Genomic DNA, 13,452 nt, shown 5'->3' with positions numbered 1-13,452 from the left:
CCAAATTTGGGCTAACTTAGGATATACTGCACGCATGGGTATTAATTTAAAATCACAAAATATTAAAATCTACGCCATCATCTTGCTTGCTAGCCTTTTTGTAATACTTCTTGGGCTAAATATTTATAGCAATGCAAAAGAGAAAATCATAGAGCTATCTGATAAAAATAACATAGCAGTTAGCAAAAATATCGTAAATAACTTTCAAATTTGGCTTGATGAACGTATAAATTCACTCATTCGTGCGTCAAAATTTATACAAAATGCAGGCATCGTAGATGACGATAAAAAGATAGCTGGCTTTATAAAGCTCTTTAAACAAAACGCAAAAGAATTTGATTTAATGCAGCTTTTAAGAGATGATGGAGAAATTTTTGTAGATGGAGAGAAAATTTTAGAAGAAGTTATGCCAAAAAGTGAAAGAGCAGGGCTTATCTGGTATGTCGAGACAAAAAATACAAATGCCCCAAGCGTAAATTTCATGCAAAAACATAAAATTTTAAAAGGCTCAACTCTAAATTTATGCGTTCCAGTCACAAAACAAGCGAAATTTAAAGCAGCGCTTTGTGGCGTCGTGCGTATAGAAAATATCTTTAACAGCATTAAAAATTTTAGCCTTGCGCCAAATTCTTACTCATTTTTAGTAACTCATAGCGGTGAAATTTTAACATCGATACCTGATCTTGCTTTAAAAAAAGAGATCGAGGAGAAATTTAAAGAGTTGTTTTTAAAAGATGAAGACATTACAAGCTTAAAAATAGGACAAAATTTAATCCAAGTAGCTGAGATACCAACGATAAATTGGTTCATAGGAGCTGGCACAAATAACGAAGAGGAAATTTCAGCTTTAACAAAAGAAGCTTTAAAAAATGCTCTAAGCTTGCTCTTTGCCTTCGTTGCGCTCACATTTTTGGCAAATATTCTTCATAATTTTATGTATAACAAGATAAAAAAGATACAAGATGAGTATGAAACATTGTTAACTCATAGAGCCAAAATGAGTGAGGCTGGCGAGCTAATAAGTGGTATAAATCATCAATTCATTCAGCCAGTAAATTCGCTAAAACTAATGCTAAGCTCGTGCATAATGTTAAAAAAAGAAGGTAAATTAAGCGATGAGGAGCTAATAAATTTACTTGAAAAAGGGCAAAGCTCGGTCAAACTTCTTTCAAGTACTATTGAAATTTTTAGAAATTTTTACAAAAGTGCTGAAAATGTGAGCGAATTTGAGATACAAACAAGCGTTAAAAATCTAATAACTCTTATGCACACAGAGCTAAGCCGTGCAAATGTTAGTGTAAAATTTAGTGGTTTTAATGAACAAAAAGTTCGTCAGATAGAAAATATAATCCAACAAATTTTGCTAATCCTAATACACAACGCAAAAGACTCACTTGTTGAAAGCTACAAAGATGAGCCACTAAAACGTATCATCGAGATAAAATTTAGAAGCTTTGAAGATAAATGCTACATCGGAGTTTATGACAATGGGAATGGCGTAAGCGAGCAAATGAGCGAGAAAATTTTTACTTGGCTAAATACCACCAAAAAGCAAGGAAATGGCATAGGACTTTATTTTGCTAAAAAGCTAGCGCAAGAAAAGCTAAATGGTGACGTAAGACTCGTAAATAACGCAAAGCCAACGGTGTTTGAGCTAAGTTTTGATATAAATTTAAAGGACTAAAATGCAAGAAGTCTTAGAAATTTTAAAAAAGACGTCCGTCTTGGTAGTTGAAGATGACGATATGGCAAGAGAGCTTATTATTAGCGGACTTAAACCTTATTGCGAACAGGTAATTGGTGCTTGCAATGGACAAGATGGCGTGGAGAAATTTAAAAAGCAAGGCTTTGATATTGTGATGAGTGATATTCACATGCCAGTGCTTAATGGCTTCGAGATGATGAATGAGATGAAACGTACAAAGCCGCACCAAAAATTTATCGTCTTTACCTCTTATGATAGCGATGAAAATTTGATAAAAAGCATGGAGGAAGGGGCGATGCTTTTTTTAAAAAAGCCTATTGATATGAAAGATCTTAGATCAATGCTTATTAGTTTAAGTTTTGAACGAGATGAAAAGCTAGTTTATTTAAGCGATGAGGTGAGTATAAATTTAAAAAGAGAGAAAATTTATAAAAACGGCATTGAAATTTATCTTAGCTTTTTGCAAAATAAGATATTTTGGCTCTTTGCTTATAATCTAAATAAGCTAGTTACTTATGAGATGATAGAAGAATTTGTCTATGAGAGCGATGTTAGCAAGGCGGCTATCCAAAATGTGATACTTCGTCTAAAGCGTGAGCTTGGTGTGAAATTTAAAAATATTAGCGAGAGTGGATATATTTTAATCACAAAATCTGAATGATTTAGAATTATCGCCACCTTGTACCATAGTACAATATACAAAAGTAATTAAATATACTAAAATACCGACAAATAAAAATAAGGAATAAAGATGGCAGCAGTAGCTGGTATAGTTAAAAGCGTTTCATCTGATGTTGTAGCGATAGACCAAAATGATCATGTAAGAGTTTTAGACGTAAATGATAAAGTATATATCGGAGAGGCTATAAAGGGCGAGAGTGAAAGCTCAAGCATTACAATCACTGCAAATGATGGACAAGATATATCAATAAACGGATACGATACTCTTTGGCTAGATAGTAGCGTAGTAAGCGATGATATTGGTGAGTCTAGTATAGATACTGACGCATTGTTTAAAGCACTTCTTGGCAATGATTATGTATCTATCTTAGATCATATAAATGAAAAAGTAGATGATATCCTTAGTGCAACCAGTTTAGAGCAAGAAGAGCCAAATGATGAGGCTAGCGTAAATATTAGTTTTAATGAAATAGATCCAAATTTAGCAAATGAGCATGGATTAAGAGAAGATGATCTTTTAGCTAAAATGAATGAACATAAAGAGAGCGATAAGCAGATAGATCCTAGCTTTGAGCATACAAATCTTAACGCAACTACGATATATATAGATATCGATAACGACTTAAATAAACTTTCATAAATTTGAGCTTTTTGCTCAAATTTCTTCTGTTTTAAAAAACTCAAATTTATCTAATATCCTCTATAATAAGCCAAAAATTTCAAAGGAAAACGATGAAAAAAATTCTAATCATCGCAGGCTCTTGTAATAGCGGCACAGCTGGGCTTCAAGCAGATATAAAAACATGTGCTAGGCTTAATTGTTATAGTGCAACAGCGGTAACTTCTTTGGTCGCTGAGACTACGGATGCTGTAAAGAGCGTGGTTTGCTTAGAACCTAGTTTTGTCAAGGATCAGCTAAATACGCTTGCGGAAGAATTTGGCTTTGATGCGATTAAGATAGGCATGTTATTTAGTGAAGAGATTATGGAGGTGGTGCGTGAGTTTTTGCTAACTCAAAATACCAAAGTAGTGCTTGATCCAGTTTGCGTCTCAAAAAGCGGACACAAGCTTATAAAAGATAGTGCGGTGGCAAAACTAAAAGAGCTAATGAGCTTAGCTACAGTAACTACTCCAAATTTAGATGAGGCAAATGTGCTTTTTGGTGATGATTATAAAGATTTGCCTTGTGACGTCATCGTAAAAAAACATATCAGCGAAGATAGCAGCATAGACACACTTTATAAAAAAGATGGTTCGCTAAGAAATTTTAAAACTCCACTTGTTAATCCGCTTGTGATGAGTGGAACTGGTTGTAGTTTCTCAACTGCACTTGCTTGCTTTTTAGCAAAGGGCAAGAGCTTAGAGGAGTCTATACAACTTTCAAAAGAGTATATTTGCTCTATCATAAAAGAGAGCATAGATACAAAACTTGGTAAAAATCGCCTACTTTGGCATGGAGCGAAGTAAAAATTTATCCCTCTGATCTTTGCACGGCAGCTGAGTGAGTGATGATGTCGTGCAGATTCAGTTTATCTTTTCTAAAGAAACAAAGGCAAAGCCCAAGTATGCTAAAGCCAGCAAAGGCAAAGCAAATTTGGCGCAAGATGGTATGAAAAAAGCTTGGTTTTCTACCGGTTTTTAGGTTTATTAGATAAATTTCTTGTGCTTTATAGCCCGGAGTTTGTGCTTTTATGCTAAAAAAAAGGCACATTATAAGTGAGATCAAGCTATTTGCACCAAAAATGGCAATTTGGTTATGCAAAAATGCCTCTTTGCCATCAAGCACAAGATATGTTGTCGCATAAAATATCGGCATACCGATGATAAAAAGATCGATGATAAAGGCCTTCGCTCTAGCCCAAATAGATGCGATTTTTGCCTTTTGCTTTGCCAACTCAATTTCCTGTATTTATGTAGATACGGCTAAATTTCTCCCAGTCATATAGATAGACTAGGTTGTCACTCTCACCGCTATCATGTGTGACGCAAAGCATAGTAGAGGCACGTGAGACCTTGCACCAGTGATTATAGAGATCAAGTTTTTTGATATCGCTTTCTAGCACGCCAAAACAGCCTATATATTCATAAATACTAAGACCAAAAAAACTCTTATTTTCGGTCCTTATCAAGTGTTTTTTGCTATTTTCTTGCATTAAACTAGCTCTACGCCTTTGCCATTTACTACTTCACCGATCACGTAGCCATCGCTACTAGCTAGGACAGCGTCAACGTTTTCTTTAGGCACAACTAATATCATGCCAACGCCCATGTTAAAAGTCCTCATCATCTCGCTTTCTTCTACTTTTTGAGCGAGGATTTTAAAAATTTCAGGCGTTTTTACAGCACTTTTTTGCACCTTCGCACCAAGTCCAGCAGGAAAGACGCGAGGTAAGTTTTCAACTATGCCACCACCGGTGATGTGAGCCATTGCCGTAATCTTATCTTTTAATCTTAAAAAGTCGCTAACGTAAATTCTTGTTGGCTCAAGAAGTACGTCGATGAGCTTTCGCTCACCTACTTTTTCATCAAATTTTAGTCCGAGCTCGCTAACTACTTTTCTTGCTAGTGAAAAGCCATTTGAGTGCAGGCCACTACTAGGAAGCGCGACTAAAACATCACCTGCTTTTACAAATTTGCTTCTATCGATCTCGTCAGCCTCGGCGATACCAACGGCAAATCCAGCAAGGTCAAAGTCGCCCTTTTCATACATCGATGGCATCTCCGCTGTCTCACCGCCGATAAGTGCGCACTGAGCCTTTTTGCAGCCATTTGCGATGCTTTTTACCACCTCTTTGGCGCTCTCTATCTCAAGCTTTGCTGTTGCGTAGTAGTCAAGGAAAAAGAGTGGTGTAGCGAAGTTGCAGATGAGATCATTTACGCACATTGCGACTAGATCCTCGCCCACGCCGTCAAATTTCTTAGCGTCGATAGCTAGGCGAAGCTTTGTGCCGACACCATCAGTCGCGCCTAGAATGGCTGGATTTTTATACCCGCTTGGTAGTCTGACCGCTCCTGAAAATGACCCAATGCCACCTATGACGTTTGGTGTTTGTGTAGATTTTACGAAAGGCTTTATCGCCTCAACAAAGCTATTTCCAGCATCTATATCCACTCCAGCATCTTTATAGCTTATCATCTTTGCCCTTTTTTGTAATTTTTTAAAACTTTAGCCAAAAGTTGCTAAAATTGTTATCAATTTTCAAAAATGGAGCGAGTTTGCAGAAATTTCCAAACGCTTATGTCATTACAGGCTCGATCGCTAGCGGTAAAAGCACTGTTTCAAATTTACTAAAAGAGCGAGGTTTTAGCGTGATTGATGCGGACATGATCGCGCACGAGCAGCTTGAAATTTGTAAATGTGAGATAGTGGAATTTTTTGGAGAGCAAATTTTAGACGAAGCTGACAAGATCGATCGGCAAAAACTTGGTGCCATTGTTTTTAATGATCCAAAAAAATTAAAAATTTTAGAGCAAATTTTGCATCCAAAGATAAAGGAAGAAATTCTATCTCGCGCTATAAAGCTTGAGTGTTTGGGGCAGGTTTATTTTGTCGATATTCCTTTGTTTTTTGAAAAAGAGGATCGCTACGCTGAGTTTAAAAATGTTGCCGCGATTTACGCACCAAAAGAGCTTTTACTAAGCCGCTTAATGAACCGAAATGGTCTAAGTTTAGAGGGTGCAAAAGCTAGAGTGGAGCTTCAGATGGATATCGAGCAAAAGCGAAAAAAGGCAAATTTCATTATAGATAACAGCAGTGATAAAGAAAATTTAGAGCAAGAACTAGAGAAATTTCTAAGGCAAATTTATGGCTGAGCTTATATAAATTTGGCAAAAAGTAGAGCAATTTTAAAGGAAAAATAATGCAAGTTTCAAAATACAACGCTAGTGGCAACGATTTTGTCATATTTCATACATTTTTGAACAAAGATAGAAGTGAGCTAGCAAGGCAAATTTGCAGCCGAACGAACGGCGTGGGAGCTGATGGGCTAATAGTACTTTTGCCTTACGAAAAGGGTGCGAAATGGGAGTTTTATAACAGTGACGGAAGCTACGCTGCGATGTGTGGCAATGGCTCGCGCGCGGCTGCTAGATATGCCTATCTAAATGGTCTTGTTAGTTCAAACGAATTTGTCTTGCTAACTGGTAGCGGCGAGGTGATGGCAAATGTGAAAGGTGAGTGCGTCGAGGTCGTGCTAACAAGTCCAAAGATTTTAAGCGAGCCATTAAATGAAAACGGCAAAACTTGGTATTTTTACGATACTGGCGTGCCACATCTTGTAAATTTCACACAAAATTTAGATGAATTTGACGTCAAAGAGTGCAGGTCGCTTCGTCAAAAATACAATGCAAATGTAAATTTAGCCAAATTTGATGGCGAAGTTTTAAAGGTGAGAACCTACGAAAGGGGCGTGGAGGATGAGACGCTAGCTTGTGGCACTGGCATGGCGGCTTGCTTTTACGGCGCTACTTTAAATTTAAACGCAGCACAATGCCTAAAAGTCTATCCAAAAAGTGGCGAGGAGCTTGGCTTTAGACTAGAAAGCGGCAAAATTTTATTTAGTGGAGCGGTGAAACACTGCTTTAATACGAGTATTGAAATTAGCTTTTAGGGTGAGTTTCTAGCACTTGCTTTGAGTTAGTCAGAGCAAACAAATTTTCAAATTTATATCACTAAATTTGTGCTCAAGAGCTGAGCTAAATTTATAGTGGTATTAATTTAAAATTTGAATACAAAATAACTAAGTTAAAATCTCAAAAAATAAATTTTAATAAAAATTTGAATAGGAATTTAAAAAAAAGAAGATCTCCGCCGAAGCGGAGAAAAGGTGTTATTTCAAAGCATCTTTTGCTTGTTTTGCAAGTGCCGCAAATGCCTTCGCGTCATTCATAGCTAGATCAGCTAAAATTTTTCTATCAAGTTCAATCTTAGCTTTGTTTAAACCGTTGATAAATCTTGAATAGCTAATGTCGTTTAGTCTGCAAGCTGCATTGATACGAACGATCCATAAACGTCTGAAATCACGTTTTTTCTGGCGTCTGTCGCGGTATGCATAAACTAAACTTCTCTCTAGTTGCTCTTTAGCTTTTCTAAAGTGTTTATGTCTAGCACTGAAAAAGCCACGTGCTAGCTTTAAAACTTTCTTATGGCGTCTTCTTCTAACTACGCCTGTTTTTACTCTTGCCATATTTATCCTTTTACAAATTGGCGCTCACAAAGTGAGTCTTGCCCCTAAATTTGGGGGAGTTTGAATGACTTTTTGTCAAAAACTTAAATCTACGCTGCTTTATACGCCGAGCATTTTGCGAACGGCTGAGACGTTTGTGCTATCTACGTAGTGTGGTCCACGAAGGTCTCTCATACGCTTACTAGGTTTTTTTGTTAAGATATGGCTTCTAAAAGCAGAGCCTCTTTTTATCTTATTTTTACCTACTTTAAAGCGCTTAGCAGCACCGCGAACGGTTTTCATCTTTGGCATGCTAATCCTTTTTGAAATTTTATACGCAAGCAAGTGCGTAAGTTTTGGATTATAGCGAAAAATCCTTTAGAAAATTTAAATTTCACTTAGACAAAATTTGCAATAAATTTACATTAAACTTAAAAAAGTTTTAAAATTTATAATTAAATTATTAAATTTTGCATATAATCACATAAAGAAATTTTATTTCACTAAAGGAGTAAAGAATGAAAGGCAAAATTCTTGCATCAATCGTCGCTATGAGTGCGATTTTAGGCACAAGTAGCTTGGCATGCACTACCATTTTAGTAGGAGATAAAGCCTCAAACGATGGCTCTATGTTAGTGGCTAGAAGCGCTGATAGCAAGGCTATAAAGGCACAAGTTTTTTTGATACACCCAGCTACGAAAAATCAAACTGGCATGCACAGCTCAAAGGCACATGACGGTGCAAATGACTTTACATATCCGCTTCCAAAAGATGGCATGAGATACACAACCATCGCAAATTCTCACACCAAGCTTCACGGAGCGGTTGGCTATAATGAGGCTGGCGTTGGACTAAGCGGCACTGAGACCATCTACGCAAAAGACGAGCTTTTAAAGATCGACCCATATAACGAAGAGAGTGGCATCACCGAAGATGACATCCCAGACGTGCTTTTGCCGCGTATGAAGAGCGCAAAAGAGGGCGTTAAACTTCTTGGCGAGATAGTAGAGACAAAAGGCGCTGGAGAGGGCTTTGGCGTGGTATTTATCGACGCAAACGAGCTTTGGTACTTTGAGACAGGCACAGGCCATAAATGGATCGCTTCAAAGATCCCGCAAGATGAGTATTTCGTCACTGCAAACCAAGGCAGACTACACGCTTACAAAGAGAATGATCCAAATTTCATGGGCGCAAAAGATGTGATCAAATTTGCGATCGACAACAAGACTTATGACCCTGAAAAAGATGGAGAATTTAACTTCACAAAGGCATATACAAGGGACGATGAGAGGGATATGACCTACAACTATCCACGCGTTTGCTGGGTGCAAAGCATGTTTAATCCAAGCTTAAAACAAGACTTCGCCGATGGTCAGAAATTCCCGGTATTTTTAAAACCAGAGAAAAAACTAGGCGTTGAAGATCTAAAAGCTGCTATGAGAGCCCACTACGATGGCACCCCGTTTGATAACTATACTAGCAAAGACGAAGATAAGAAAAATGTCTACCGCGCCATAAGCGTCTTTAGAACGTACGAGTCTCACGTCATGCAGGTGCGCCCGTGGCTACCAAAAGAGATCGGCCGCGTGACCTACGTAGCTCTTGGTATGGCTGATCTTAGTGTTTATTTGCCGTATTACGAGGGTCTTGATGGCTTTATAAAAGGCTACTCAGATGGCTCATACGACGCTGATGATACTTCGATATACTGGGTTTATAGAAAGCTTCAAACCCTTGTGATGACTGACTATGAGAAGTATTCGCCAGTGGTTAAAGAGGCTTACGCTAAATTTGAAAAAGAGTTGGCGGTAAAACAGGCTAAATTTGAAGATGAGTATGTAAAACTTTATAAAAAAGATAAGAAAAAGGCTGACAAACTCTTAAATGAATTTGGTAAAAAGACTATGCAAGAGGCTAAGGATTTAACTCAGGAGCTTACAAACAAGGTCTTTACTATGCTTACAGCCGACATGGACGCTAAGCTGAAATCCCTAAATAAAGGCAAAAAAGACTAAAAGTTTTGGGCGTGAAATTTAGTAGCGCCCAAATTTAAACAAAAATTTGGCAAAGAGCGTTTATAATGCGACAAAAATTCACTACAAAGGAAAAATGCTGATGCCTTGTCCCATGCATAAAGCTCGTTAATCTCGGCAAAAAACATATCAGCGATTTTCAAAAAACACGCAAATTTTTAAACAATTTTACATTTTTTCACATTGATATTAATCCATTTTTGCTAGCAGGTCCGCTGCATTGTAACTGCATTTTTAAAAATAAAACGAAGCAGTGTTTGAAATTTGGTAAGGATCTTTTTAGCAGGGTTTTTTATAAATTTTATTTTAGCTTAAGAAGAAGCGGGTGTCATCCACCATGTTTGGGTGACAAATTTATTGTTTGAGCTGTGATAGTGAAAATTTGGCTTTTGGTGGCAGAAGGGGTTTCTACTTACGGTCTGCTTGCAGTTGCGAGCTTGTGACGCAAAACGTCGCCCCTTCTGCCCCCAAACCCCCACCTACCCACTGCACGTTCAAGGTGGCTGTGCTTTGCACAGATTTAATTTAAAATAGAAATTTAAAAAGGATAAAAATGATAAAAAGTTATGTTTTAGGTTTTCCAAGAATCGGAGAAAAAAGAGAGTTGAAGCGCGCATTAGAGGGCTTTTGGGCTGGTAAAGAGGGCTTTAGTGAAGAGAATTTGCAAGAGACCGCAAAGACGCTTCGCCAAAGACACTGGAAATACCAACAAGACGCTGGCATTTGTGCTATTAGTGTTAATGATTTTTCATTTTACGACCTAATGCTTGATAACATCATCGCTTTTGGCGCTACACCTCCAAGATTTGCAAATTTAAGCGGCTCGGAGCAATATTTTGCTTGCTCAAGAGGTAACAAAAACGGCGTTGCTATGGAGATGACAAAGTGGTTTAACACAAACTACCACTACATAGTGCCAGAGCTTAGCAGCGAGAGTAAATTTAGCCTAAAAGCTGATAAAATTTTAGCCGAGTACAAAGAGGCAAAGGCTAATGGCGTAAAAGGCAAGGTAAATTTGATCGGCCCTATCACATTTTTGGCTCTTTCAAAGACGACTGACGGTAGTTGCCCATTTAAGCACCTTGACACGCTTGTAGGCGAGTATAAAAAGCTACTTGAGCAAATTTCTAAGCTTGATGATGAAATTTTAGTGCAGTTTGACGAGCCGATCTTTGTAACTGATAAAAACGAAAGCGACCTTTTGCCACTTATCACAAAGGTTTATAACGAGCTAACAGGCGTTGCAAACAACGTTAAGATCGTATTTGCGACATATTTTGAGCATGCGATCAAGGCAGTTAGCGAAGTGGCTAAAACTAAAATTTATGGTATCGCACTTGACTTCATCCACGGCAAGAGAAATTTCGAAGTCCTTGAGACTATTAAAAATAGTCATCTAACGCTATTTGCTGGCGTGATAGACGGCAGAAATATCTGGAAAAGTAACATTGATGAAAAAGTAAAACTTGTAGGTGAAATTTCAGAAAAAATAGGCGGAAAAGACTTTTATATCGGCACTTCATGCTCACTTCTACATGTGCCATACACTCTAAAATATGAAGAGAATTTAAACCCAGAGATCAAAAACTGGCTAAGCTTTGCAGTTGAGAAGCTTGACGAGATCAAGATCATCACAAAACTTGCAAACGGCGAGAAGCTTGATGAGAGCGAAACAAAAATTTATGAAGAGAACAAAAATGCTGTTAAAACTCGTGCTACTTCAAAGCTCATCCACTCTGAAAGCGTTCAAAATCGCACCAAAAATTTAAGCAAATTTGAGCGTGACGAGAAATTTGAAGATCGCATCAAAATTCAACGCGAAACACTAAAATACGGCATCTTGCCAACAACAACGATAGGTAGCTTCCCTCAAACTGTCGATCTTCGCGTACTTCGCCAAAATTTCAAAAAAGGCGAGATCGACGTGGCTGCTTATGAAGCTGGCATCAAAAAATATATCGATCACTGCGTGAAATTTCAAGAGGATATCGGCCTAGACGTGCTAGTACACGGCGAGCCAGAGAGAAACGACATGGTCGAGTACTTTGGCGAGCAGATCAGCGGATATGCATTTAGCCAAAATGGCTGGGTACAAAGCTACGGCAGCCGCTGCGTCAAGCCACCACTTCTCTTTGGTGACGTAAGCCGCCCAGAGCCAATGACTGTTAAGTGGATGAAATACGCTCAAAGCATCACAAAACACGTAATGAAGGGCATGCTAACAGGTCCTGTAACGATGCTAAACTGGAGCTTTGTGCGTGATGATCTTCCAAGAAGCGAAGTGGCAAAACAGCTTGCACTTTGTATCTACGACGAGATTGCAGACCTTCAAAATGCGGGCATCAGAGTGATCCAAGTCGATGAGGCAGCGTTTAAAGAGGGCTATCCGCTAAGAGCTGAAAATATCCCAGCTTATGAGAAATTTGCGGTTGATTGTTTCAAACTTTCAGTGAGCTCAGCTGAGGCGAAAACCCAGATCCACACGCATATGTGCTACTCTGAATTTAACGATATTATTAAGACCATTGAGGCAATGGATGCTGATGTTATCAGTATCGAGACTGCAAGAAGTGGCAACGAGCTACTTAAAATTTTCAAAGCCGTTGGCTACAAACAAGAGGTCGGACCTGGCGTTTACGACATCCACAGCCCACGCGTGCCAAGTGTCGAGGAGATCGTCGCTCAGATCAAAGCTCTGCTTGAAGTCTTGCCAAAAGAACAACTCTGGATCAACCCTGACTGCGGCCTAAAAACTAGAAAATGGGAAGAGGTCGAGCCAAGCCTTAAAAATATGGTAGAAGCCGTCAAGATCGTAAGAGGTCTATAATCCAAATTTTAGCGTCTAGTAGGCCTAGGCGCTAAACCCCGTTTAAATTTCAAAAAAAGTTAGAAAATGTTAAAAGATAAGATCATAAACAATGAAAGTGGCATAGTGCTTTATGGCCTAACGCCTCCAAAGGCTGAATTTGACGAGGCAAAGCTTAAAGAGATCGCTGCAAAATGGGACAAGAGGATTACAGATGTGCAGGCTGATGGCTTGGTACTTTACGAGATCCAAGATGAAAGTAGCCGCATAAAAAGCGAGCGAACTTTTGAATTTAGCGATACATTAAGCCCTGAAATTTACTACTCAAAATACCTAAATTTAAAGACACCAAGCATCTTTTATAGGGTCGCGAACAAATATAATGAGAGTGAATTTAGAGCAAATTTAGCCAAAAGTAGTAGCGATATAAATGTTTTTGTTGGCGTTGCTTCTGGCAAGGTAGAGCCTAAAATGAGCTTAGAGTGTGCTTATGAGATCGCTAGAGATGAGTTTAAAGAGCTTGTAGTGGGCGGTGTTTGCATAGCTGAGAGGCATGCTAAAAAAGGCGATGAAGAGCAAAGGATGAGCCAAAAGGCCAAAATGGGGGCGAAATTTTTCATCTCGCAGGCGGTTTTGATGTAAATTTGGCTAAAAATTTACTAACAAGCGTGGTAAAAAGTGGGTTAAATTTGCCTATAATTTTGACTTTTACGACTTGCGGCACGCCAAAAACGCTAGAGTTTATCAAATGGCTTGGCATAAGCGTTGATGAAAAGAGTGAAAAAAGGATGCTTGAGAGTGATGATTTTTTAGCCACGGCATCACAAATTTGCCTTGAAAATTTCGCAGAGCTTTATGAATTTGCCAAAAAGCTTGGTATAAACGTCGGCGTCAATGTTGAAAGTGTAATGGCAAAAAGAGCCGAGATCGAAGCGAGCCTGGAGCTAACACATAAGATGAGAGAGGTGTTTTGATAGTTTAAAAGCTATCAAAACTTATATTTTAGATAGTTTTAGTAAGTTCTTAGCCTTTTTTAGCTTTAATTATATAAGATTTTTAAGC

The 13,452-nt window shown here is 38.3% G+C and carries 13 protein-coding genes and 1 pseudogene; 9 read left to right on the top strand and 5 right to left on the bottom strand.

The features are described 5' to 3' along the window. Positions 1 to 34: 34 nt before the first annotated feature. From A3835_09175 to A3835_09160, 4 genes are all read left to right on the top strand, one after another. Positions 35 to 1,684, top strand: a complete 1,650-nt coding sequence (locus A3835_09175) for a histidine kinase (protein ID ORI09875.1) — start codon at positions 35 to 37, stop codon at positions 1,682 to 1,684. Position 1,685: 1 nt separating this feature from the next. Further along, positions 1,686 to 2,366: a two-component system response regulator gene (locus A3835_09170; protein ORI09874.1), complete on the top strand. Its 681-nt coding sequence runs from the start codon at positions 1,686 to 1,688 to the stop codon at positions 2,364 to 2,366. 90 nt (positions 2,367 to 2,456) lie between these two features. Further along, positions 2,457 to 3,026, top strand: coding sequence for a hypothetical protein (locus A3835_09165; GenBank protein ORI09873.1), 570 nt, complete (start codon positions 2,457 to 2,459; stop codon positions 3,024 to 3,026). A gap of 92 nt (positions 3,027 to 3,118) precedes the next feature. Further along, positions 3,119 to 3,853 carry a hydroxymethylpyrimidine/phosphomethylpyrimidine kinase gene (locus A3835_09160; protein ID ORI09872.1) on the top strand — a complete coding sequence of 245 codons (735 nt, stop codon included), beginning with the start codon at positions 3,119 to 3,121 and terminating at the stop codon, positions 3,851 to 3,853. Positions 3,854 to 3,857: 4 nt separating this feature from the next. On the opposite strand, the gene A3835_09155 is transcribed toward A3835_09160, so the two are convergent. Genes A3835_09155 through A3835_09145 form a run of 3 tightly spaced genes read right to left on the bottom strand, consistent with a single transcriptional unit; the run spans position 3,858 to position 5,522 of the window. Further along, the gene (locus tag A3835_09155; protein ID ORI09871.1) at positions 3,858 to 4,280 is read right to left on the bottom strand and encodes a hypothetical protein; all 423 of its coding nucleotides are present in this window, start codon (positions 4,278 to 4,280) and stop codon (positions 3,858 to 3,860) included. Between the two features lies 1 nt (position 4,281). Next, positions 4,282 to 4,539: a hypothetical protein gene (locus tag A3835_09150; GenBank protein ID ORI09870.1), complete on the bottom strand. Its 258-nt coding sequence runs from the start codon at positions 4,537 to 4,539 to the stop codon at positions 4,282 to 4,284. Then, on the bottom strand, positions 4,539 to 5,522 hold the full coding sequence (locus A3835_09145) for a phosphoribosylformylglycinamidine cyclo-ligase (protein ORI09869.1): 984 nt from the start codon (positions 5,520 to 5,522) through the stop codon (positions 4,539 to 4,541). Before A3835_09145 ends, A3835_09150 begins: the two co-directional genes overlap by 1 nt. Positions 5,523 to 5,602: 80 nt before the next feature. Between A3835_09145 and A3835_09140 the strand changes: the two genes are divergently transcribed. Both A3835_09140 and A3835_09135 read left to right on the top strand, forming a co-directional pair. Further along, positions 5,603 to 6,199 carry a dephospho-CoA kinase gene (locus tag A3835_09140; protein ID ORI09868.1) on the top strand — a complete coding sequence of 199 codons (597 nt, stop codon included), beginning with the start codon at positions 5,603 to 5,605 and terminating at the stop codon, positions 6,197 to 6,199. Positions 6,200 to 6,246: 47 nt separating this feature from the next. After that, the gene (locus A3835_09135; protein ID ORI09867.1) at positions 6,247 to 6,996 is read left to right on the top strand and encodes a diaminopimelate epimerase; all 750 of its coding nucleotides are present in this window, start codon (positions 6,247 to 6,249) and stop codon (positions 6,994 to 6,996) included. A 219-nt stretch (positions 6,997 to 7,215) separates the two neighbouring features. Here the strand turns inward: A3835_09135 and A3835_09130 are convergent, their stop codons facing one another. Next, complete coding sequence (locus tag A3835_09130) at positions 7,216 to 7,572, bottom strand: 50S ribosomal protein L20 (GenBank protein ID ORI09866.1); 357 nt, start codon at positions 7,570 to 7,572, stop codon at positions 7,216 to 7,218. A 99-nt stretch (positions 7,573 to 7,671) separates the two neighbouring features. Next, on the bottom strand, positions 7,672 to 7,863 hold the full coding sequence (locus tag A3835_09125; GenBank protein ORI09865.1) for a 50S ribosomal protein L35: 192 nt from the start codon (positions 7,861 to 7,863) through the stop codon (positions 7,672 to 7,674). 206 nt (positions 7,864 to 8,069) lie between these two features. On the opposite strand from A3835_09125, the gene A3835_09120 reads away from it, so the two are divergent. The 3 genes and pseudogenes from A3835_09120 to A3835_09110 all read left to right on the top strand — a co-directional run bounded on the left by A3835_09120 (position 8,070) and on the right by A3835_09110 (position 13,364). Continuing rightward, complete coding sequence (locus tag A3835_09120) at positions 8,070 to 9,566, top strand: peptidase (GenBank protein ID ORI09864.1); 1,497 nt, start codon at positions 8,070 to 8,072, stop codon at positions 9,564 to 9,566. Between the two features lie 571 nt (positions 9,567 to 10,137). After that, positions 10,138 to 12,411 carry a 5-methyltetrahydropteroyltriglutamate--homocysteine S-methyltransferase gene (locus tag A3835_09115; GenBank protein ORI09863.1) on the top strand — a complete coding sequence of 758 codons (2,274 nt, stop codon included), beginning with the start codon at positions 10,138 to 10,140 and terminating at the stop codon, positions 12,409 to 12,411. A 66-nt stretch (positions 12,412 to 12,477) separates the two neighbouring features. After that, positions 12,478 to 13,364: pseudogene (locus tag A3835_09110) on the top strand (DNA-binding protein). Positions 13,365 to 13,452 lie beyond the last annotated feature (88 nt).

The organism is Campylobacter concisus (assembly GCA_002092835.1).
Lineage (GTDB): Bacteria > Campylobacterota > Campylobacteria > Campylobacterales > Campylobacteraceae > Campylobacter_A > Campylobacter_A concisus_K.
This window is presented reverse-complemented; position numbering and strand designations above follow the sequence as displayed.